Annotated in this window: 20 protein-coding genes; 1 reads left to right on the top strand and 19 read right to left on the bottom strand. The window is 60.1% G+C overall.

Annotation, left to right across the window (positions count from 1 at the left end; translation table 11 throughout):
* Positions 1 to 120: 120 nt before the first annotated feature.
* Positions 121 to 2,499: a glycogen/starch/alpha-glucan phosphorylase gene (locus NQ018_RS00965; RefSeq protein ID WP_257057616.1), complete on the top strand. Its 2,379-nt coding sequence runs from the start codon at positions 121 to 123 to the stop codon at positions 2,497 to 2,499.
* Between the two features lie 65 nt (positions 2,500 to 2,564).
* On the opposite strand, the gene pyk is transcribed toward NQ018_RS00965, so the two are convergent.
* From pyk to hydA, 19 genes are all read right to left on the bottom strand, one after another.
* Complete coding sequence (gene pyk / locus NQ018_RS00960) at positions 2,565 to 3,983, bottom strand: pyruvate kinase (protein WP_257057612.1); 1,419 nt, start codon at positions 3,981 to 3,983, stop codon at positions 2,565 to 2,567.
* Between the two features lie 133 nt (positions 3,984 to 4,116).
* Positions 4,117 to 4,917 (bottom strand): prolipoprotein diacylglyceryl transferase, encoded by an 801-nt coding sequence (gene lgt / locus NQ018_RS00955; RefSeq protein ID WP_257057892.1) that lies wholly within the window; start codon positions 4,915 to 4,917, stop codon positions 4,117 to 4,119.
* Positions 4,918 to 4,994: 77 nt separating this feature from the next.
* Positions 4,995 to 5,813: an indole-3-glycerol phosphate synthase TrpC gene (gene trpC / locus NQ018_RS00950; protein WP_257057609.1), complete on the bottom strand. Its 819-nt coding sequence runs from the start codon at positions 5,811 to 5,813 to the stop codon at positions 4,995 to 4,997.
* 82 nt (positions 5,814 to 5,895) lie between these two features.
* Positions 5,896 to 6,558: a TIGR02234 family membrane protein gene (locus NQ018_RS00945; protein ID WP_257057606.1), complete on the bottom strand. Its 663-nt coding sequence runs from the start codon at positions 6,556 to 6,558 to the stop codon at positions 5,896 to 5,898.
* A 22-nt stretch (positions 6,559 to 6,580) separates the two neighbouring features.
* Positions 6,581 to 6,952 (bottom strand): phosphoribosyl-AMP cyclohydrolase, encoded by a 372-nt coding sequence (gene hisI / locus NQ018_RS00940; RefSeq protein WP_257057604.1) that lies wholly within the window; start codon positions 6,950 to 6,952, stop codon positions 6,581 to 6,583.
* Positions 6,949 to 7,725, bottom strand: a complete 777-nt coding sequence (gene hisF, locus NQ018_RS00935; RefSeq protein ID WP_257057602.1) for an imidazole glycerol phosphate synthase subunit HisF — start codon at positions 7,723 to 7,725, stop codon at positions 6,949 to 6,951. Before hisF ends, hisI begins: the two co-directional genes overlap by 4 nt.
* 27 nt (positions 7,726 to 7,752) lie before the next feature.
* Entirely contained in the window at positions 7,753 to 8,550 is a 798-nt protein-coding gene (locus NQ018_RS00930) for an inositol monophosphatase family protein (protein ID WP_257037314.1), read from the bottom strand.
* Entirely contained in the window at positions 8,547 to 9,275 is a 729-nt protein-coding gene (gene priA, locus NQ018_RS00925) for a bifunctional 1-(5-phosphoribosyl)-5-((5-phosphoribosylamino)methylideneamino)imidazole-4-carboxamide isomerase/phosphoribosylanthranilate isomerase PriA (protein ID WP_257057600.1), read from the bottom strand. The genes NQ018_RS00930 and priA overlap by 4 nt, the downstream gene beginning before the upstream one ends.
* A gap of 63 nt (positions 9,276 to 9,338) precedes the next feature.
* Positions 9,339 to 9,971 (bottom strand): imidazole glycerol phosphate synthase subunit HisH, encoded by a 633-nt coding sequence (hisH, locus tag NQ018_RS00920; RefSeq protein ID WP_257037316.1) that lies wholly within the window; start codon positions 9,969 to 9,971, stop codon positions 9,339 to 9,341.
* Positions 9,949 to 11,181 (bottom strand): MFS transporter, encoded by a 1,233-nt coding sequence (locus NQ018_RS00915; protein WP_257057599.1) that lies wholly within the window; start codon positions 11,179 to 11,181, stop codon positions 9,949 to 9,951. Before NQ018_RS00915 ends, hisH begins: the two co-directional genes overlap by 23 nt.
* Positions 11,182 to 11,370, bottom strand: coding sequence for a CG2302 family histidine operon protein (locus NQ018_RS00910; RefSeq protein ID WP_257037318.1), 189 nt, complete (start codon positions 11,368 to 11,370; stop codon positions 11,182 to 11,184).
* A gap of 23 nt (positions 11,371 to 11,393) precedes the next feature.
* Positions 11,394 to 12,056: an imidazoleglycerol-phosphate dehydratase HisB gene (gene hisB / locus NQ018_RS00905; protein ID WP_373566865.1), complete on the bottom strand. Its 663-nt coding sequence runs from the start codon at positions 12,054 to 12,056 to the stop codon at positions 11,394 to 11,396.
* Positions 12,007 to 13,131, bottom strand: coding sequence for a histidinol-phosphate transaminase (locus NQ018_RS00900; RefSeq protein WP_257052758.1), 1,125 nt, complete (start codon positions 13,129 to 13,131; stop codon positions 12,007 to 12,009). Before NQ018_RS00900 ends, hisB begins: the two co-directional genes overlap by 50 nt.
* A gap of 23 nt (positions 13,132 to 13,154) precedes the next feature.
* Positions 13,155 to 14,468, bottom strand: coding sequence for a histidinol dehydrogenase (gene hisD, locus NQ018_RS00895; RefSeq protein WP_257057597.1), 1,314 nt, complete (start codon positions 14,466 to 14,468; stop codon positions 13,155 to 13,157).
* A 70-nt stretch (positions 14,469 to 14,538) separates the two neighbouring features.
* The gene (locus NQ018_RS00890) at positions 14,539 to 15,162 is read right to left on the bottom strand and encodes a hypothetical protein (RefSeq protein WP_257057595.1); all 624 of its coding nucleotides are present in this window, start codon (positions 15,160 to 15,162) and stop codon (positions 14,539 to 14,541) included.
* Between the two features lie 59 nt (positions 15,163 to 15,221).
* Positions 15,222 to 16,793, bottom strand: coding sequence for an NCS1 family nucleobase:cation symporter-1 (locus NQ018_RS00885; RefSeq protein WP_257057593.1), 1,572 nt, complete (start codon positions 16,791 to 16,793; stop codon positions 15,222 to 15,224).
* 234 nt (positions 16,794 to 17,027) lie between these two features.
* A complete protein-coding gene (gene preA, locus NQ018_RS00880; protein WP_257057591.1) occupies positions 17,028 to 18,407 on the bottom strand; it encodes an NAD-dependent dihydropyrimidine dehydrogenase subunit PreA in 1,380 nt (459 codons plus the stop codon).
* A 5-nt stretch (positions 18,408 to 18,412) separates the two neighbouring features.
* A complete protein-coding gene (locus NQ018_RS00875) occupies positions 18,413 to 19,741 on the bottom strand; it encodes an NAD(P)-dependent oxidoreductase (protein WP_257057589.1) in 1,329 nt (442 codons plus the stop codon).
* Positions 19,742 to 19,791: 50 nt separating this feature from the next.
* Positions 19,792 to 21,213, bottom strand: coding sequence for a dihydropyrimidinase (gene hydA, locus NQ018_RS00870; protein WP_257057586.1), 1,422 nt, complete (start codon positions 21,211 to 21,213; stop codon positions 19,792 to 19,794).
* Position 21,214 lies beyond the last annotated feature (1 nt).

The following is a 21,214-nucleotide window of genomic DNA, read 5'->3' as shown; positions in this document are numbered from 1 at the left end:
TTCAATCGCTCTCAATCGGGAAAATTCGGGCATAACCGGTAGGATGATGCGGGTAACACAGCGGGGCTCCGTGCGAGCTCCCTCTCCCCAATCACTCTGTGTAAGGAGTTTTCTCCGAAGATGACCACTTCCCAAGAATTCACCTCAACCGTAGGTGGACACGTCCGTGCCGCTTCCGGCACGGCCCCAACTTCAGCCACGGGCCGCAAGTTCTGGTTCGGCCTCTCCCACGCTGTGATGGAGCAGCTCGCTGACAACTGGGAGGCAACCACCAAGGCCTACGCAGCCACCCGCCAGCAGCACTACTTCTCCGCGGAGTTCCTCATGGGCCGCGCCCTGCTGAACAACCTCACCAACCTTGACTTGGTGGACGTTGCCGAGCAGGCTACTGCCGCCAATGGGCACGCGCTTTCCGACGTCCTCGAGGCGGAAAATGACGCAGCACTGGGCAACGGTGGTCTGGGACGCCTGGCTGCCTGCTTCCTGGATTCCGCCGTAACCCAGGACTACCCGGTGACCGGCTACGGCATCCTTTACCGCTACGGCCTGTTCAAGCAGGTTTTTGACAACGGCTTCCAGACCGAGGAGCCGGACGCGTGGAAGGAAGACGGCTACCCATTTGTGGTGCGCCGCGAGAACCAGGTCCGCACCGTCCACTTTGATGACATGCACCTGCGCGCCGTGCCTTATGACATGCCGATCACCGGCTACGGCACCAACAACGTGGGCACCCTGCGACTGTGGAAGGCCGAGCCACTGGAGGAGTTCGACTACGACGCCTTCAACTCCCAGCGCTTCACCGACGCCATCGTGGAACGCGAGCGCGTGATGGACCTTTGCCGCGTGCTCTACCCGAACGACACCACGTACAACGGCAAGGTGCTGCGTGTTCGCCAGCAGTACTTCTTTGTCTCCGCATCCCTGCAGGCAATGATCGATTCCTACATCGAGCACCACGGCGAGGACCTGCGTGACTTTGGCAAGTACAACTCCATCCAGCTCAATGACACCCACCCGGTGCTCGCTATCCCAGAGCTGATGCGCCTGCTGCTCGACGAGCACAACATGACGTGGGAGGACGCTTGGAAGGTTGTCACCGAGACCTTCGCGTACACCAACCACACCGTGCTCGCAGAGGCCCTGGAGCAGTGGAACACCTCCATCTTCCAGCAGCTCTTTGGCCGTGTGTTCGAGATCATCGTGGAAATCGACCGCCGCTTCCGCGAGGACATGCGCGAGCGTGGCCTGGACGAGGGCCGCATTCACTACATGTCCCCCGTACACGACGGAATGGTGCACATGGCGTGGATCGCCTGCTACGCAGCGTTTTCCATTAACGGCGTGGCCGCGCTGCACACTGACATCATCAAGGCTGACACCCTCAAGGAGTGGCACGAGATCTGGCCGGAGAAGTTCAACAACAAGACCAACGGTGTGACCCCACGCCGCTGGCTGAAGATGTGCAACCCTCGCCTGTCTGACCTTCTCACCCGCCTCTCCGGCTCTGATGCCTGGGTCACGAACCTGGATGAGCTGAAGAAGCTCACCGAGTTGGCCAACAACGAAGACGTGCTTGCTGAGCTCAACGAGATCAAGCACGCCAACAAGGTGGATTTTGCCAACTGGATCAAGGAGCGCCAGGGCGATGAAATCAACCCTGATTCCATTTACGACGTGCAGATCAAGCGCCTGCACGAGTACAAGCGCCAGTTGCTCAACGCCCTCTACATCCTGGATCTGTACTTCCGCATCAAGGAAGACGGCGAGGCCAACGTGCCGCCACGCACCTTCATCTTCGGTGCGAAGGCTGCCCCAGGCTACGTCCGCGCAAAGGCGATCATCAAGCTCATCAACGCCATCGGCGACCTGGTGAACAACGACCCAGTTGTTTCCAAGTACCTGCATGTGGTGTTCGTGGAGAACTACAACGTCTCCCCCGCCGAGCACATCATTCCAGCCGCGGATGTCTCCGAGCAGATTTCCACCGCCGGCAAGGAGGCCTCCGGTACCTCCAACATGAAGTTCATGATGAACGGCGCGCTCACCCTGGGAACCCTGGACGGCGCAAACGTGGAGATCGTGGACTCCGTGGGCGATGACAACGCCTACATCTTCGGCGCCAAGGTGGAGGAGCTCCCAGAGCTCAAGGCCCACTACAATCCATGGCACCACTACGAGACGGTCCCAGGCCTCAAGCGCGTTCTCGACGCCCTCACCTCGGGTCTGCTCGATGACAGCCACTCGGGCCTGTTCCACGACCTCCGCTCCTCCCTGCTGGATGGCGGCGGCTACGAAACCCCAGACGTGTACTACGTCCTGGGCGACTTCGCTGCGTACCGCGAGACCCGCGACAAGATGGCCCGCGACTACTTTGCTGACCCAATCCACTGGGCACGCATGGCGTGGATCAACATCTGCGAGTCCGGCCGCTTCTCCTCCGACCGCACGATCGGCGACTACGCCCGTGAAGTCTGGAAGATCGAGCCAACCAAGATCTAAACCCCGGACATGAAAAAGCCGGCGCCTTCGGGCGCCGGCTCTTTTTTGTGAGCGTGTTTGCTGGGTTAGACGTGGGTGTCCTCACCGAGCAGGTGCACGTGGATCATGTTGATGTTGCCTGGGATTCCTGGAGGAGTACCGGCTACCAGCACGATCATGTCATCCTTGGAGTAGCGATCCATGGAGAGCAGGGCCTTGTCGATCTCTGCGAGCATGGCGTCGGTATCTTCCACTGGTGGGCAGAGGAAGGTCTCCGCACCCCAGGTGAGCGCCAGTTGGGAACGCACCTCTTGGTTGGGGGTGAACACCAGCAGTGGCAGGTGGGAGTGCAGGCGGGCAACGCGCTTTGCGGTGTCGCCGGAGGAGGTGAAGGCAACGAGAGCCTTCGCGTTGAGGCGCTCTGCGATGTCACGGGCGGAGTAAGAGATGATGCCGCGCTTGGTGCGTGGGATGTGGGCCAAGTCTGGCACACGGCCGTCCACTTCTGCGGACTGGACGATGCGGCTCATGGTGCGTACCACGTTCTGTGGGTCGATGCCCACGGAGGTCTCACCGGAGAGCATCACAGCGTCGGCGCCGTCGAGCACAGCGTTTGCCACGTCGGATGCCTCTGCGCGGGTTGGGCGCAGGTTCTCAATCATGGAGTCCAGCATCTGGGTTGCCACGATCACTGGCTTAGCGTTTTCGCGCGCGATCTGGATGGCGCGCTTCTGGAACAGCGGCACCTGCTCCAGGGGGCACTCCACGCCGAGGTCACCACGGGCAATCATGATGCCGTCGAAGGCGAGCACGATGGATTCCAGGGCGTCCACGGCCTCTGGCTTTTCCAGCTTTGCGATCACCGGGCAGCGGCGGCCTTCCTCATCCATGATCTGGTGAACCAGCTCAACGTCTGCTGGGGAGCGGACAAAGGAGAGCGCGATCATGTCCACGCCGAGCTTCAGGGCGAAGCGCAGGTCGCGGATGTCCTTTTCCGAAAGTGCGGGCACGGAGATGTCCATGCCTGGCAGGGAAACACCCTTGTTGTTGGACACGGGGCCGCCTTCGACGACCTCGCACACCACGTCATTGTCTTCCACGCGCAAGCAGACGAGGGCAACCTTGCCGTCGTCCACCAGGAGGCGGTCGCCTGGCTTAGCGTCCTTGGCCAGGTTCTTGTAGGTGGTGGAGACGCGGTCGTGGGTACCTTCTACGTCTTCCACGGTGATGCGCACGATTTCGCCGTTGTTCCACACGGTTGCGCCGTCGATAAAGCGCCCCAAACGGATCTTCGGGCCCTGGAGGTCAGCGAGGATGCCCACTGCCCTGCCGGTCTTGTTGGTGGCCTCACGAACCCAGTTGTAGTTCTTCACGTGATCTTCGTGATCACCGTGAGACATGTTCATGCGGGCCACGTTCATGCCAGCCTCAACAAGGCCGAGGATTCCTTCCTCGCTTGCAACGGCTGGGCCTAGGGTACAAACAATCTTGGTACGACGTTCCATGCCATAAACCCTATCCTTGAGCGCTACATACTGCTAGGTGAACACGGTGTTTTGGGAACGCAAAGCCAACAAAACCCGCCCAAACCCTGGGAAAAATCGGGCATGAGCGGGCATATTCAAAGATTTTTAAGGTTTAGCGATTTTTCTCACAGTCCCGGCCTTTCGGCAGCTTCACAAAGATCGCCAGCGCAATGAGGCAGCTCAGTGCAGCAACAACTGTGTTTACGCGTAGCCCGAAGATCATCATGGACTCGCTGATCCGGAAGTTCTCCAGAATCATGCGGCCAAAGGTATAGCCCGCAACGTAGAGTGCGAACACCCGGCCGTGCCCGAGCTGGAAGCGGCGGTCCGCCCACAGCAACAGCACAAAAACCAACACGTTCCACAACAGTTCGTAGAGGAACATCGGGTGTACGGTGTCCATCACCTGCCCGTTGGACACGCCGGTCAGCGGTGCATATTGACCCGCCTCGTTCACCCGGTAATAAATCTCCAGCGCCCAGGGCACATCTGTGGTGGCACCATACAGCTCCTGGTTGAAATAATTGCCCAGCCGCCCGATGCCTTGGGCCAGGATGATGCCTGGCGCGAGGGCGTCGGCAAAGGGTGCAAAGGGGATGCCCTTTTTACGCAGGTAGAGCCACACACACAGCGTGCCCAGCGCCACTGCACCCCAGATGCCCAGACCGCCGTTGGTGATTTTGAAAACGTCCATCGGGTTTTGGCCGGGCCCGAAATAGAGCTGGTAGTCCGTGATCACATGGTAGAGGCGCCCGCCGATGATGCCTGAGATTACTGCCACGATCGCGGCGTCGTACACCACTTCCCCGTTGCCGCCGCGGGCTTCGTAGCGCTTCTTGCCAATCCAGATTGCGGCCACAATGCCGAGGATGATCCACAGTGCATAGGCACGCACCGGCACGGGGCCAAGCATCCACACACCTTGTGGCGGGGATGGGATGGCAGCAAGATTCAGCACATTCACAGTGCGAATTCCTTTCAGGTTGGTAGTTAGCGCGAGGGGCAACTTGGGTGTTGGCCGGCGGCAACAAGCGCTTGAGTTGCCTCCCTGGGGTTGGAGGAGGTGACGATCGTTTCACCGATCACCACCGCGTCCGCCCCGCTCGCTGCGTACGAGAGTAACTCAGAGGGGTCACGCACGCCGGAGAGCGCCACCCTGATGATCCGGCTGGGCAGCCCCGGCGCAATCTCCTGGAATGCCTTGCGGTTGAGCTGCATCGTTGCAAAGTCTCGGGCGTTCACGCCAACGATGCTGGCGTGCGCTGCCACCGCCCGGCTTGCTTCCTCCGGGGTGCGCACCTCCACTAATGCCGCCATGCCGAGGGATTCCACGCGGTCAATGAGCGCTTCAAGGCGGGGTTGTTCCAGCACCGCGGCGCGCAGCGGGATCATATCGGCCCCGTAGCAGCGCGCTTCATGTACTTGGTAGGGGTCCACAATGAAGTCGCGGCACAAGATGGGCACTTCCACCGCTCCGCGCACCCTCAGCATTTCCTCTAGGGACCCGTGGAAGCCGCGTTTCGACGTATGACACGCAATCACCTTCGCCCCACCCGCCTCGAGCTCGCGGGCCAGACGCTCCGGGGCAGCAATATCCGCAATCACTTCCCTGCCCGGGGCGGTGCGCTTAATCTCCGCGATCACGGTACATCCGGGCTGCAGGAGAGCTGCAAGGGCGTCCCTGGGCTCGGGGCACGCCCGCGAGCGCGCCTTGATCTCCTGAAAAGGCACCTTGGCCTCGCGCTTTGCTACCTCTTGGAGGACTCGGGCCACGATCTGCTCAGAGACGCTGGGCCTGACACTGGGCATTTCTCGCCCCCTTCCAGCCGGTGGTGTGATGTGCCCAAGATTACTTCCAAGAAGCCGGGTGAGAAAAATCGCGGGGGTGTATTTAGCCCCTGGCGTCGGTGCTGGGATCAGTAGTGGGGTCGAGGTCGGCGTCGATGGCGTCCCACATGATCCGCTCAGAGTCGGGATCCTCCGCCAAATTCTCCTTGGCCCGCTCCTTGCGCGCCGCCGCTCGCTCATACTGGGTGTCTGCCGGGCGGTTGTGGCCAGGGCGCAGCGCCAAGAGCACACCGCCGACGAGCGCAAGGCCGCAGCCCAGCAATGCAAGCACCGCGGCGAGCGGTTGCACGGTGATGTGGGTGATCTCCGCCCAAGAGTTCAGGGCAGCGCCATCGCGCAGGTGGCCGGTGGCGGAGCCAGAGGTGAGGATCTGGTGGGCGCGGTCAAAACTGGGGGTACCTACGAGAACTTGCACCGCAGAGATCGCGCCACCGGCAGCGGCCAACGCCACGATCACCCCGACGATTCTACGGCCCCACACACGCAACGCCATGCCGGCAATGCAGCCCGCCAGCAGGATGAGGGCAACCGCGGAAAGTTCGGTGGACCAGGTCCCACCCACGATCGGGACCAGTTGCTCACCGGCTTTGTCATCAAATGCCTGGACTTCCAGCCAGGTCATTCTGGAGGAAAGCCACGCCATCGCCGCCCCAACGAAGATCAGCCCCGCTGCGGGTTTCACCAGTGAACCATGTTTGTGTGCCACGTCTGCCACGGTACTTGCCCTCCTAGTTGGCGCTGGAAAGGAGTAGGTCTGCGTCAAAACAGGTGCGGTCCCCGGTATGGCAAGCGCCACCCGTCTGCTCCACTTTGAGCAGGACGGTGTCACCGTCACAGTCCAGGCGCACCTCCGTCACGCGCTGGGTAGCGCCGGAAGTCTGGCCTTTGATCCAGTATTCCTGCCTGGAGCGGGAGTAGTACGTCCCCTGGCGGGTGGCCAGGGTGTAGGCCAGTGCGTGGGAATCCATCCACGCCATCATGAGCACCTCTTGGGTGTCCGCGGCTTGCACCACCGCCGGAACCAGGCCCTGTGCATTGAAGCGCACGCGTGCCTCAATAGCGGGGTCAAGCTGAAATGTGCCCGGATCAGCAGAACTCATAGTCGCACCTCAAAACCCGCCTGAGCGATCGCCTGCTTGACTTCCCCGATGCTCACTTCGCCGAAGTGGAAGATGGACGCCGCGAGCACAGCGTCGGCACCCGCGGCCACCGCTGGTGGAAAGTGCTCCGCTGCCCCGGCGCCGCCGGAGGCAATCACGGGGATGGACACCGCAGCGCGGACTTTTTCCAACAGTTCAAGGTCAAAGCCCTCCTTGGTGCCGTCGCCATCCATTGAGTTGAGCAGGATCTCCCCCACTCCCAATTCTTCGCCCCGTACCGCCCATTCCACGGCGTCAATTTCCGCGCTGCGTGAACCTCCGTGGGTGGTTACCTCAAACCCACTTGGTTGAGGCTTGCCGCCCTCGGGCACCCGGCGCGCATCCACGCTAAGCACGATGCACTGCGCACCAAAACGGTGCGAGAGCTCCCTGAGCAGCTCGGGGCGGGCGATTGCAGAGGTGTTCACGCTGACCTTGTCCGCACCAGCACGAAGGAGTTGGTCCACGTCCTCCTCGCTGCGCACGCCGCCGCCTACCGTAAGCGGAATGAACACCTGCTCCGCGGTTCGTTTAACCACCTCAAGCATGGTGCCACGGCCCGCTTTAGAGGCGGAGACGTCGAGAAATGTGAGCTCGTCTGCGCCTTCGGCATCGTATTTGCGTGCCAACTCCACAGGATCGCCTGCGTCTTTGAGGCCCTCAAAGTTCACACCTTTGACCACACGGCCGTTATCAACGTCCAAGCATGGAATCACGCGCACTGCTACGCCCATTTCAAGGACTCCTTCCAGTTCAATTGGTCACTCCGGGTGCGGAAAACGGAACTTCTCCATGGTACTCATCAGGGCTTCGTGCGCCCGTGGGGAGCCCACCACCACCCCTTCCGCGCCGGGCACCCAGGGGTTTCCCGCGAGGTCAGTGACCACTCCGCCGGCGGCGCGCACCAGCACCACGCCCGCCGCGTTGTCCCATACAAACGGGCTTAAGGATACCGCACCGTCAAAAATTCCTGCCGCGGTATAGGCTAAATCCACTCCTACGGACCCGGTGATCCGCGGCCGGAGGTAGGTTTTGGAGATTTCCGCCAGCCATCCTTGGCGCAGCTGGGAGGAAAAGCGCGATTCCCGCGGCGAGGAGATTGAGCTGAACCCCACGTGTGCCGCGATGATCGGACGGTCCTCAAGTGGGGGCTGTGCCTGGCCGTTGAAAAACAGCGGGGAGCCATCGAATGCGCCGAAGCGCTGCCGCGCCATGGGAACCGAGGTGATGCCCAGGACTGGGGTGCTGTCCACCAGGAGCGAAATGAGGATCGCCGACATGGGGTTGCCGGCGGCGTAGTTTGCGGTGCCGTCGATGGGGTCCACCACCCACATCGGGGAGCCGGAGTCCCCGCCGAACTCTTCCCCGAACACCGGGATGCCGGTGAGCGTGGTTAAGGTGGTGCGAAGGTAGGCCTCGATCTCATGATCTGCCTGGGTGGCAAAGTCTGCACCCGCTTTGAAGTGCTTGGGGGCTGCGCCGATGCTCGCCATAAAAAGCCGTTCGGCATCATCGGTGACTGCCTCGGCTATGTGGTAGAGCTCGCGCGCATCACTCATAGAGCATCCAGGGCCTCGCGCAGGGTGAACCTTCCCTCGTAGAGGGCTTTGCCGATGATCGCGGAGTCAATGCCTTCTTCTTCATACTTGGCCAGTTCCAACACATCTTCCAAGGTGGAAATACCCCCGGAGGCCACGATCTTGGCGTCGGTGGCTGCAGCGACGTCCCGCAGGAGGTCCACGTTAGGGCCGCTCAGGGTGCCGTCTTTGGAAACGTCCGTCACCACAAAGCGCTGGCAGCCCTGCGCATCGAGGCGCTCGAGCACTTCCCAGAGGTCACCGCCGTCCGAGACCCAGCCATTGCCGCGGGTGCGCCACTCACCATCGATGTTGCGCACGGCGATGTCCACCGCAACCTTATCCCCGTAGCGGTCCAGCACCTTGGCAATCCACTCAGGTTGCTCCAACGCCGCCGTGCCGATGTTTACCCGCTTCGCACCGGTGGCCAGGGCGCGCTCCAGGGAGGCATCGTCGCGGATACCGCCGGTGAGCTCCACAAAGATGTCCAGCTTTCCGGTGATTTCCGCCATGAGCTCGTGGTTGGACCCGCGATTGAAGGCGGCATCCAGGTCCACAAAGTGCAGCCAGGTTGCCCCCTGCTCCTGCCACTTCAGTGCGCTTTCCAGCGGCGAACCATAGGACTTTTCGGTGCCAGCGGCACCTTGGTCAAGGCGAACGGCTTGCCCATCCACCACATCCACTGCGGGCAGGAGTGTAAACGTCATGGCACAAAAGCATAGCGTGAACCCCCGAGCCGCCGCACCCTGCTTTTAGCGGCTTCCAGCGCTCTACAGAGTGGCCAGCCAGTTTTCCAGAAGGTGCGCGCCCACGTCCCCGGACTTTTCCGGGTGGAACTGCGTTGCCCACAGCGGGCCATTTTCCACGGCGGCCACGAAGCGCTCGTCCTCGTGCTGTGCCCAGGTCACCAGCGGCGGGGTGGTGAGCCCGTCTGGCTCGAACTCCCAGGTACGCACACCGTAGGAGTGCACAAAGTACACCCGCGCCTCTGGGTCAATGCCAGCAAACATTTGGCTGCCCGCGCCTGCTTGCACGGTGTTCCACCCCATGTGCGGCAGCACCTTTGCGTGCAGCTTTTCCACCGTTCCGGGCCACTGACCACAGCCGTCGGCGGTGATGCCGTGCTCGGTGCCGCGCTCGAACATGATCTGCATGCCCACGCAGATACCCAGCACGGGCCGCGATCCGGCGAGCCTTTGGCCAATCATGCGATCCCCTTTAACCTTCCGCAACCCCTCCATGCATGCAGCGAACGCGCCTACGCCGGGGACGAGGAGGCCGTCGGCACCGAGTACGATCTCCGGATCACTCGTGACGGTGACGTCCGCCCCCACCCGTTCCAGGGCGCGGTGTGCGGAGCGCAGGTTGCCGGAGCCGTAATCAAGCAGTGCGACTGTTTTCATGCTTGCCCATATTAGTGCACTGATTCGCACACACGGCAGTAACCCCCACCAAGGCCAGGCACGCCGCCACCGCAAACGCCACGGTGTACCCCTGCTGTGCCGCCACGAATCCAAGCAGGAAGGAGCCGGTGCCCGTGCCTGCGTCAAAAGCGATGTTCCACACCGTTGAGGCCTCCCCAGTGCGATGCCGGGGCACCCGCAGGAACATCTCCAGCATGGACTCGGTCTGCACCAGCCCAAACCCGGCCCCAAACAGCGCCGCCGCCAGCAATAGGCACCGAGGATCCCAGGCCCACCCAAGCACGCCGACGATCACCGCCAGCCCACTCGCCGCAATCAGCAGCGCCGGCAGCATGGTGGTTCCCGGCCGCCCGAGCCTGTCCGCCAGCGCCCCCGCAGCAAAGCGCGAAAGGATCTGCGCGCCGCCGATGACCGCGAAAATCACGCCACTCGACGCCGCAATTACCGACGCCGCCCCCGCCGCACCACTTGCTGCGAGTGCCGCGGGCAAGAAGGAAGAAATCGCACCGAAGCCCATGGAAAGACTGGAAAGCGCGAGAGCCGGGGCGATCATCACGCGCAGGGTGGAGTCTTGCGTGATCTGACCAGTAGGTGTTTCGAGTGGTTCAGGCGCCGGCGCGTTGGGCATCCACAGCGCGAGCACCCCGGCGAGCAGCGCCACCGCTGCACCGGTGAGAAACACCCCCGCGTAGCTGTTGGTGCGCTCGGCGATGGCGAGCCCAAGCGGCAGGAAGATCATTTGGCTGATCCCCACCGCAGCACCAAGGATTCCTGTTGCTTTCCCCAGCATGCTTGGGGCAACGATCTGGCCCAGCAAGGCGTATTGGGCAACGCAAAGCGCGCCAAAGCCCGCACCACGCAGGGCCGCCACTACCAGCACACTTATAGGGTCCATGGCCACCAAATACCACAACGCAGGAAGGCCAAGCAGCAGCGCGGATGCCACCATCACGGCCCGGTAGCCGAACCGCTGGATCAGCTTGTTGGTGAGCAGTTGGGTGGCAACCGTCGCCGCCATGAACACGCCCGTTGTTGCCCCGCCCAAGGCCTGAGATCCGCTGGACTGGATCACCGCGAGCGGCACGGTGGGAAAAAGTACGGACAGCGCCGCGAATGCCGCGGGCACCGCCACCATAGTGGGGTGAAACCCGGGTATCCGCAGCACTGCTGCAAGTGATTGGTTGCCCATTTAGAGGTTCATGGCCCCGAAGGCCCAGAACAATCCACCAATGAGGGCCACCGCTGCGCAGGCACCAAGGGCGATGGTGAGCACCTTGCTGCCGGACTCGGACTGGTAGCTCGCCCAAGTGGCACCCACCAAGAGACCGGCGGCCATGAACAACAGGTAGACAAGCCAGGAGTTATCTTCAGAAACCATAATCTTCCTGATCTTCTTTGGCCCTAGAGGGCGCCCTTGGTGGAGGGGATGCCGGTGAGGCGGTCGTCTGCGGACACGGCCTCGCGGATCGCGCGGGCAACCGCCTTGAACTCTGCCTCGGTGATGTGGTGGGGGTCGCGCCCGTAGCGGCAGTTCACATGCAACGTGGTGCGCGAGTTCAACGCCAAGGTTTCAAAGAAGTGCTCGTTGATCACCGTTGCGTAGTGCCCGCCAATGATGGAGTGCACCATGTGCTCAGGCTCGCCGTTCATCACGAAGTAGGGGCGGCCGGAGAAATCCACCACGGCCTCCACCAGCGTTTCGTCCATGGGCAGCAGGAAGGAGCCGAAGCGCTTAATACCGCGCTTATCCCCCACCGCTTGCGCGATCGCCTGGCCGAGCACGATCGCCGTGTCCTCTACGGTGTGGTGCGCGTCGATATGCGTGTCCCCCTTGGCGTGCACGGTGAGGTCAAAGGCACCGTGGACGCCGAAGGCGGTGAGCATGTGGTCGAAAAATGGCACGCCGGTGTCAATATCCACAGTTCCGGTGCCGTCCAGGTCAATGGTGACGGTGATGTCTGACTCGCTGGTGGTGCGGGTGATCGTTCCGATTCGAGACAAGATGTTCTCCTGGTTAGTGCTTGAATTGCTGCACAACGTGTTCCGCTGCGTGCAGGAAGGCATCGTTTTCCGCGGCTGTGCCAATTGTGACGCGGAGGTAGCCCGGTACACCGACGTCTCGGATCAACACGCCCTGATCCAAAAACGCCTGCCACACCTGGTGCTGATCCACCTGCTCACCTACTGCGAAGAACAGGAAGTTGGACTCAGAATCCACCACTTCAAAGCCCATGCCCTGAAGTGCTGCCTGCACGCGCTTACGTTCGGAGATGAGCATGTCCACGGTGGCCAGGGTGTCTGCGCTGTGGCGCAGCGCCACGATCGCGGCGGTCTGGGAAAGGACGGACAGGTGGTACGGCAGGCGCACCAGCAGCACGGCCTCCACGAACGCCGGCGCCGCGATGAAGTAGCCCAAACGCCCACCTGCGAAGTCGAAGGCCTTGCTCATGGTGCGAGACACCACGAGTTTCGCAGGGTATTCCTCCAACAGGGTCACCGCACTTGGCGCCTCGGAGAACTCCGCGTAGGCCTCATCCACGATCACCACGCCGGGGGCTGCATCAAGGAGGGTGCGGATCTCATCCAGGGTGCTAATCCCGCCGGTGGGGTTGTTCGGGGTGGTCACAAAGATCACCGAGGGCTGGTGCTCTTCAATTGCCGCTAATGCACTGGGCATGTCAATGGCAAAGCCGCGCGCTGGGTCGCGTGGAACAGACACAAACTCCGTTTGTGTGCCCGTGGACAGGATGGGGTGCATGGAGTAGCTCGGCTGGAAACCTAGGGCCTTACGGCCGGGGCCACCGAATGCTTGGAGGAGCTGTTGCAGGACCTCGTTGGAACCGTTCGCCGCCCACACATTGGCTTCAGTGACCATCACACCCGTGCGCTGGGTAATGTACGCCGCCAGGGCCGCGCGCAGCTCCACCGAGTCACGCTCCGGGTATCGGTTCAGTTCGCGCGCCTGCACCGCGATTTCGTGTGCCAGCTCTTCAATGAGTGCGTCCGAGGGCGGGTAGGGGTTTTCGTTGGTGTTGAGCCGCACGGCAACTTCCAACTGCGGGGCACCGTAGGCGGATTTGCCTTGGAGTTCCTCGCGCAGAGGGAGGTCGTTGAGCGTGAGGCTATCTAGGTTGCTCATGGTTTCCTTGTTGTGGATGGAAGTTATTGCAGTTGTTCAAAGCGGCAGCGAATCGCCTCACCGTGGGCAGGCAGGTCTTCTGCATCCGCCAGGGTGATCACGGTTTCGGAGATTTCTTTCAACGCGGCTTCGTCGTACTCGATGAGGTTCACCGGACGCAGGAAAGTGTGCGTGGACAACCCGGCGCTGAACCGGGCGGTGCCAGAAGTTGGCAGCACGTGGTTGGATCCCGCCGAGTAGTCGCCCAGTGGCACCGGGGAAAAGCCGCCCACGAAGATCGCGCCCGCGTTGCGCACCCGACGTGCAACCTCCGGGGCGTGCTCGGTGTGGATCTCCAAATGCTCCGCCCCGTAGGCATCGGCCACCCGGATGGCTTCGTCGAGGGTGTCCACCAGCACGATGCCCGACTGCTTGCCACGCAGCGCTTCCTCAACGCGGGCGGCGTTGCGGGTCACACCAAAGCGCGCCTCGATCTCCTTATTCACGGCCTGCGCAAAGGCCTCGGAGTCCGTGATGAGCACGCTGGCTGCAAGCACATCGTGTTCTGCCTGGCTAATGAGGTCATATGCCACCCACACTGGGTTGGCGGTAGCGTCCGCGATGATCGCGATCTCGGTGGGGCCGGCCTCAGAATCAATGCCAACCACGCCGCGGACTTGGCGCTTCGCGGCGGTGACAAAGATGTTGCCGGGGCCGGTAATCATGTCTACCGGCTCGAGCCCGTGGGCGTCATCGCCGTAGGCCAACAGCGCCACGGCCTGCGCGCCGCCGGTTGCCCACACCTCATCCACGCCCAACAGTTTCGCCGCAGCCAAAATAGTGGGGTGTGGCCATCCGCCGTGGTCTGCCTGTGGCGGAGAAGCCACCACCAGGGTGCCCACACCAGCTTCCTGCGCTGGCACCACGTTCATTATCACGCTGGATGGGTACACCGCGTTCCCACCCGGCACATACAGGCCCACACGCTCCACAGGCAGGAACACCTCGGTTACCGTGCCACCCGGCGCGAGCTGCGTGGTGTGCTCCGCTGGCACCTGATCCGCATGCACCTTGCGAACCCTGCTGATGGACTCCTCAAGCGCCCCTACAACCTTGGGATCTAGGTTGGCCAGGGCTTCGTCGATAATGCTCTGCGGGACCCGCACGCTCTCAGGGCGGACCTTGTCAAACTGCTCGCCGTATTCCAGGGCAGCCTCCGCGCCGCGTTCGCGCACCGCCTCCACCACGGGGGTGACGATGTGCGCCACGGAAGCAACGTCTGTGCCACCGCGCGGCAGTGCTCGGCGCAGTTCACTCGTGGTGGTGGTTCGACCTCTCAGGTCAATGAGGGTGAGCATGAGGTTTCCTTTTTGCTGTTTGAAAAGACGTGAGGTTGAGCTCTAACTGACTTAAAACTACAGGCAAATTCTAGATGTGCCGTGCCGGCAAAGCAGAATCCGCGCGGGTGTTTGGCAGCCACACCACCATCGCTGACCAGTACAGTGCCACCGCCGCGAACCCACTCCACAGCGCACCGGCGATGCCCACGGACACCCACGGAACAATGGTGATCATCTCCCCCACCTGCGGCGCCTCAGCCGCGTGACTCCGAAACGTCTGCACCACCTGCCTGCCAAGCAGGAGAAACACCTGCGCACCAAGAATGTTCCACAGCCCGACCCACAGCAGCATGGGCAGCGAAAAAGGATCTTCCTGGTGCTGAGCCTGCACCCGTGCCCGCACCGCCGCCCACACGCTAAGCATCGCCACGATAGTGGTCAAACCCAAAAAAGCGGCGAAGGCGGAAAACTCCACGTTCACCTCGGTGCCGAACGCCAGGCCGTCGCCCTCAGTCCCCCACGCCGTGTAACTCGGGCGCAGCGCACCCCACGCCGCCCCCAGCAAGGCATTGCCCAGCACACAATGCATCACGACGAGCGCAAACGCCCCAACCACACCGGGAACCCGCGCGCGCGACGCATGCGGGTACTCGGTAGGCTGTGCAATTGGCTCTGGTTCGTGAGCTGGTGCGGAAGCAGACACTTTTGGCATGAACGTTAGGCTACTCCCAAGGCGGGACATGCCGCACCAATGCTCTATTTATTGCTCCATTAGTGGAGGGCACCTTTGGTTTCGGGGACGGTTTGGGGGAAGTTGATGGTTTGCTCCTCTTTTCTCTTGCTGATCAACGGGAAACTCAGCAGCAGGTACACAACGAACCCAATGAAGAAGCTGGCGAGCCAGTTGTAGTCGTAGAGTTTTTGCAGGATGGGGATAAACCCGTGTTCCGGGAATGGTCCAGTTTTCACTCCGTCCACCACCGGCGAGTATGCACCGCCCACTGCAAAGAACGCACCAATTCCGAATGCCGTTAAGGCCCTGTGGTTAAAACCGCTGTTGTACCAATAGCGCCCTTCCTGCATGAAAAGTTGCGGCACGTTGAGATGGGTATTTTTGAGAATCCAATAGTCCGCAACCATCACGCCACCGATCGCCCCGGTCACCCCTCCGTAGAAGCCCAGCCATACGAACACATATGACTCGGGGCTTTCCAACAGGCGCCAAGGCAAGAGGATTGTGCCGATCGTCATTACGATCATCACTCCGATGCGGAAATCGATCACCCGTGGAAATGCGTTGGTGAAGTCGAGTGCCGGGCCAACCATGTTCGCCGCCACATTAGTGGAGAAGTTTGCGAGCACGATGATGAGAGAACCGAGCACCACAATTGCTGGGTTGCCGAGTGCCCGAACGAGCGCGTCAGGGCTCCACAGGTCATTTGGGGAAACTTGGTACACCGCTGCGGCAGTGGAGGTAATAAGAATTGCTACCAGCGAGAACGCGAACATGGAAAGCGGCAGACCGACCATTTGGCCACGCATTTGCGACTTTTGGTCTTTGGCAAACCGCGTGAAGTCTGGCATGTTTAGCGAAAGTGTGGCCCAAAACGCAATGTTCGCCATCAACCCTGGAGGGAACACTCCCAGCCAGAACTCTTCGCCCCAACCAACTTGACTTGGTTGATTCACCACTGGTCCCAGGTTGCCTCCCGAGCGAACCAGGAGGTACACCAGCAAGACGATCAGCGCCACAGAAATGAGTGGTGCTGCAAATTGCTGCAGCCGTTTCACCGCTCCAAATCCCTTTGCGATCACCCAAACTTGGGCTACAGCGCAAAATAGGAAGCAAGCCCAAAGAGTGATCCTCTGTTCACCTACGAAACCTAGGGAGAGTTTTGGCGCTTCCGTCCAAGCCGATCCCACCAGCGCCCCAATCCCAAGGTCGAGGGCCAGCGCAGTGAGCCACGTCTGAATTCCTGCCCACCCACATCCCACGAGTGCTCGAAGTAGTGCTGGGATGTTTGAGCCCCTAATCCCAAAACTGGAACGAATGAACACGGGGAAGGTGATGCCGTGTTTTGCGCCAGCGTGGCTATTGAACAGCATCGGCACCAAGATAATGAGATTGGCGAGCACGATGGTGAAAATGGCTTGGAGCCAGTTCATACCCATTGCAATCAACGATGCTGCCAGTGTCCATGTGGCAGCGTTAATCGCCATACCAACCCAAAGTGCCAGATATGTTCGTGAGCCCCAAGTTCGGCTTCCCGGCGAAATTGGGCGAAGGTCAGGGTTGATAAGCCCTTTTGCAATTACTGGAGAAGCTGAATTATAAGTATCCATTTTGGGATCTCCTTCTGCTGCGTGCAATGAAATGCAATAAAGCGGAAACCGGATTTGACGCTGTAGGAAAGCGCGGATCCAAAAAACCGCCGGAATACTTGGAATAAGAAAATGTACAGATCTTATGAGTATTCAGAGCGAGTTGGCCCCGCTTTAGGTGGGTCAGGGCCAACCCCAGCAAAATCCCAGGAATATACCCCTGCGAATACGGGAGGATTCGATTAGTGAAATTGGTTAGTGAATATCGATGCCCACCGACTTTCGATAATCCAGCATCACGCCCCAGTCATTTGCTACTTCAGGTTGAGCGGCCGTGAGTTCATTCCACGTCACTGCCTGCCTGCCGGAGTCAACCGTCACCATCTCGATGCAGCCGGAAACTGGGCAAACATTCGCGCAGAGCGCACATCCCACGCAGTCGCTTTCGCGGACCTTCGGAACGGGCCGAAGCTCAAGTGTTGCCTTGCCATTGATTGCCGGGTTGATCCCTGGGGCAACCACTTGACCTTCTTGATTCAGCAGGTCAATGCACTGGTGCGCAGTATCGTGGCAGGCCGTCACGCAGAGGTTGCAGCCAATGCATTTATCCAAATCAATGCAAGCCACGGACTTGTGTGCAAGGTTGAGATCATTGAACTTGGAATGCGTGGCAAGCGCTCGCCCACGGAAGTCTTCCAATGTGGCAAAGCCTTTGTCATCCATCCAGTTGGAAAGACCCTCACAGAGGTCTTCAATGATTCTGAAGCCGTGCGTCATGGCCGCGGTACAAACTTGGAGGCTGGTTGCGCCGAGTAGCAGAAACTCCGCGGCATCTTTCCAGGTGGCAATGCCTCCCATTCCGGAAACAGGAACACCAGAGGCAATCACGTCCTCGTCGTGCATGACTTCCGCAAGCATGTGGAGTGCGATGGGTTTCACCGCAGGGCCCGCCATGCCTCCGTGTGTGGACTTCCCGCCAATGGTCGGCGAGACAATAAAGGAATCCAGGTCCACTTTGGATACCGAGTTGATCGTATTAATCAAGCTCAGCGCATTCGCCCCTCCCGCAAGACCCGCGCGTGCGGAGGTGGTGATGTCGGTGATGTTTGGGGTGAGCTTCACGATCACGGGTACCGACGCCGCCGCGGTGGCAAGCTGCGTGTTTAGTTCACACAGCGCAGGATTTTGACCAACCGCCGATCCGAGACCTCGTTCAGACATGCCCTGCGGGCAACCGAAGTTGAGTTCGATGCCATCCGCACCTGCGTTTTCTGCAGCCTTGACGTAGTAGTCCCAGGTTTCTGGCTTGGCGTCAACCATGATGGAGACGATCATCGCTCTGTCGGGCCACTTGTTTTTGATCTGCTCGATTTCTCGCAGGTTGGTTTCCAGTGGGCGGTCCGAAATAACTTCGACGTTGTTGATTGCGAGCATGCGCTTGCCGTCTTTGGTAAACGAGCCGTAGCGGTTCGAAATGTTGAGCACCGGCGGACCGATGGTTTTCCATACAACGCCGCCCCACCCTGCTTCGAATGCCTTGTCCACTTGATATCCGGAGTTGGTCGGTGGCGCGGAAGCGAGCCAGAATGGGTTCGGGCTTGTAATGCCAGCAAAATTGGTTGTGAGATCAGCCATGATTGCTACTTCCCTTCGAGATACTGGTGGATTTGTTCCGCAGCAAGTTTGCCGTCCTGAACTGCCATAACAGTTGATGCATCACCGCGGGTACGGATTGCGTCACCGCCTGCGAACACATTGGAGAGCGGCCCAGAGGAAGCGAAGTCCGAGGTGGCAAAATAGCCTCGCTCCAGATTGAGCCCAAAGCCAGTTTCGTCGTCGTATTTCACCTGGCCAATGGCGGAAAGGACGAGGTCGCAAGGGATGATGATGTCTTCTTCACCCGACGGTTGCACACCGGCTCGCCCATCAGCGCCGGCCTCCACGGTTTTCATTCGGGTGCAGCGCAAGCCAGTGACATTGCCTTTATCGTCGGTGACCACTTCCGCTGGGTTGGCAAGGAATTGGAATTCAATTCCGAAGTTGGTAGCAAATTCATACTCGGCGTCGAACGCGGTCATTTCTGCTGGTGTGCGGCGGTACACTACGGTGGCCTGAGCTCCCATTTGCCGGGCAGTGGTTGCTGCGTCGATTGCGGTGTTACCGGCGCCGATAATCGCAACCCTTTGTGGTTCGAGTGCAAATTCAGGGTTGGTCTTGAACTCCGAGATGAACTCAAGGCCGTCCACGATCTTTTCTCCACCGGGTATTTCCAGTTGAGGTACACCGCCTAGGCCTGTGCCGATGAATACCGCGTCGTATTGTTCTGCCAGCTCTCGGAGATGGTTTGAATCACGAAGCTCCGTGTTCGTGTGAACTTTGACGCCCAGTGCTTTCACCATTTCCACTTCGTGCTGGGCAACTTCGATTGGTTCGCGCAAGGTAATGATGCCGTAGGTGGAAAGGCCACCCGCAAGTTCTTTGCGCTCCCAGATCTCTACTTCATGCCCAAGCTGCGCGAGGTGTGCCGCAGCGGATAGTCCGGCGGGGCCAGATCCCACAACGAGCACCTTCTTCTGGGTTGGTTCTCCAGGCTCGAACGGCTGCACACCCTTGCTCGCCAGGTGATCGGTTGCGTGCCGCTGCAACCTTCCGATGGAAATGGGTCGCTCGGTCTTATTCAGTACGCATGCACCTTCACACAGCTCCTCAACTGGACAAACCCTTGCGCAGGTTCCGCCGAGGAAATTTGATTTTAGGATGGTCTTTGCCGCACCAGTGAGGTTTCCGGATCCAATCTTTTTGATAAATTCCGGGATGTCGATGTGGGTAGGACAAGCCTGCATGCAGGGGGCATCGGCGCAGTATAGGCACCGATTTGCTTCAAATTGCGCGTCCGATTCACTCATCGGCGGATGAATTTGCGCATCCCTTAGGGCTGGAAAGGGAAGGTGTGCAACATTTGAAGTCATGTTGGCTCCTCTATGGGTGAGAAATCTGTGCGCCCCTCAGGGCGCAGATGTTAGGTCAGGTATTGGCACGCATCACGCTTGATGTACTTTCCATGGCCCTTGGTTCCCAGGTATTCGTTGTTGTCAATCACAACTCGGCCGCGAGACATCACGGTGTCTACATGCCCATCGATCTCGTAGCCCTCCCACGCGGAGTGATCCATATTCATGTGGTGTGTCTTGTTGAGTCCGATGGAGGTGTGCCCGTTGGGGTCGTACACAACGATGTCCGCGTCCGCGCCAGGGGCGATCACACCCTTTTGGCCGTACATTCCGAACATTCGGGCTGGAGTGGTCGACGTGATTTCCACCCAGCGCTCAAGGGTGATTTCTCCATTGACGACGCCCTGGTACATAAGGTCCATTCGGTGCTCCACCGAGCCGATGCCGTTGGGGATCTTGGAAAAGTCTCCAATGCCCATTTCCTTTTGACCCTTGAAGCAGAATGGACAGTGATCCGTGGCAACCATCTGGATGTCATTGGTGCGCAGGGCCTGCCACATGTGTTCTTGGTGGTGTTCGTGCTTGGATCGAAGCGGCGTGGAACATACCCACTTGGCGCCTTCAAAGCCTGGTGCACCGAGCTGGTCCTCCAGGGAGAGGTAAAGGTACTGAGGGCAGGTTTCACCGAACACGTTTTGACCGTTGTCCCTCGCAGCCGCCAATTGGGTAACCGCTTGCTTTGCGGATACGTGGACCACATAGAGAGGGGCATTGGTGAGGTTTGCCAGCATAATTGCCCTGTGGGTAGCTTCCTCTTCCATTTGCCATGCTCGCGCTACTCCGTGGTAGTAAGGGTCGGTCTTGCCTTGCGCGAGGAGTTCCTCTACCATCGCGTCGATTGCCGGCCCATTTTCACAGTGCATCATGGAAAGCAATCCAGTGTCCGCGGCCTTGCGCATCGCCTTGTAAATCTGCGCGTCGTCGGAATAGAAAACCCCTGGATATGCCATGAAGAGTTTGAAGCTGGAAACACCTTCATCCATGAGGCCCCCCATGGCTTCCAGGGAGTCTTGATTGACTTCACCGATGATCTGATGGAACCCGTAGTCGATGGCGCATTCGCCGCGAGCCTTGTCATGCCACGCTGCGAGGCCATCCATCACCCTTTCGCCGTGCTTTTGCACCGCAAAGTCCACGATTGTTGTGGTTCCACCCCACGCTGCGGCCCGCGTTCCGGTTTCAAACGTATCGGAGGCTTCCGTGCCACCGAATGGCATTTGCATATGAGTATGCGCATCAATACCACCCGGGATGACATATTTCCCTGTTGCATCAATTCGCTTGTCTACATTTTCCTGAAGCGCCTCACCAAAGGTTTTTGCACCCGGCGCGAGCACGGCAACAATTTTTTCATCTTCAACCAATACATCAGCCAAGCCTTTTCCAGTGGCGCTGACAACGGTGCCACCATGAATGAGTGTTGTTCCCATG

It is taken from the genome of Corynebacterium kozikiae, from assembly GCF_024580965.1.
Lineage (GTDB): Bacteria > Actinomycetota > Actinomycetes > Mycobacteriales > Mycobacteriaceae > Corynebacterium > Corynebacterium kozikiae.
The sequence above is the reverse complement of the archived record's forward strand: the minus strand, read 5'-3'. Positions and strand labels throughout refer to the sequence as shown.

Bases quoted from the DNA above. Each gene is read 5' to 3' on its own strand.
- hisD (WP_257057597.1), bottom strand. From the start codon at position 14,468: ATGCTCACCCTCATTGACCTGAGAGGTCGAACCACCACCACGAGTGAA.
- lgt (WP_257057892.1), bottom strand. From the start codon at position 4,917: ATGCTTGGCCCCGTGCCGGTGCGTGCCTATGCACTGTGGATCATCCTC.
- NQ018_RS00875 (WP_257057589.1), bottom strand. From the start codon at position 19,741: ATGACTTCAAATGTTGCACACCTTCCCTTTCCAGCCCTAAGGGATGCG.
- hydA (WP_257057586.1), bottom strand. From the start codon at position 21,213: ATGGGAACAACACTCATTCATGGTGGCACCGTTGTCAGCGCCACTGGA.
- NQ018_RS00890 (WP_257057595.1), bottom strand. From the start codon at position 15,162: ATGCCAAAAGTGTCTGCTTCCGCACCAGCTCACGAACCAGAGCCAATT.
- hisB (WP_373566865.1), bottom strand. From the start codon at position 12,056: ATGCCTTCCTGCACGCAGCGGAACACGTTGTGCAGCAATTCAAGCACT.
- NQ018_RS00910 (WP_257037318.1), bottom strand. From the start codon at position 11,370: ATGGTTTCTGAAGATAACTCCTGGCTTGTCTACCTGTTGTTCATGGCC.
- hisH (WP_257037316.1), bottom strand. From the start codon at position 9,971: ATGAAAACAGTCGCACTGCTTGATTACGGCTCCGGCAACCTGCGCTCC.
- preA (WP_257057591.1), bottom strand. From the start codon at position 18,407: ATGGCTGATCTCACAACCAATTTTGCTGGCATTACAAGCCCGAACCCA.
- NQ018_RS00900 (WP_257052758.1), bottom strand. From the start codon at position 13,131: ATGAGCAACCTAGATAGCCTCACGCTCAACGACCTCCCTCTGCGCGAG.
- pyk (WP_257057612.1), bottom strand. From the start codon at position 3,983: ATGGAACGTCGTACCAAGATTGTTTGTACCCTAGGCCCAGCCGTTGCA.
- hisF (WP_257057602.1), bottom strand. From the start codon at position 7,725: ATGGGCGTAGCAGTGCGCGTGATTCCATGCTTGGACGTTGATAACGGC.
- NQ018_RS00885 (WP_257057593.1), bottom strand. From the start codon at position 16,793: ATGGATACTTATAATTCAGCTTCTCCAGTAATTGCAAAAGGGCTTATC.
- NQ018_RS00915 (WP_257057599.1), bottom strand. From the start codon at position 11,181: ATGGGCAACCAATCACTTGCAGCAGTGCTGCGGATACCCGGGTTTCAC.
- NQ018_RS00965 (WP_257057616.1), top strand. From the start codon at position 121: ATGACCACTTCCCAAGAATTCACCTCAACCGTAGGTGGACACGTCCGT.
- hisI (WP_257057604.1), bottom strand. From the start codon at position 6,952: ATGAGTTCTGCTGATCCGGGCACATTTCAGCTTGACCCCGCTATTGAG.
- trpC (WP_257057609.1), bottom strand. From the start codon at position 5,813: ATGCCCAGTGTCAGGCCCAGCGTCTCTGAGCAGATCGTGGCCCGAGTC.
- NQ018_RS00930 (WP_257037314.1), bottom strand. From the start codon at position 8,550: ATGAGTGATGCGCGCGAGCTCTACCACATAGCCGAGGCAGTCACCGAT.
- priA (WP_257057600.1), bottom strand. From the start codon at position 9,275: ATGACGTTTACACTCCTGCCCGCAGTGGATGTGGTGGATGGGCAAGCC.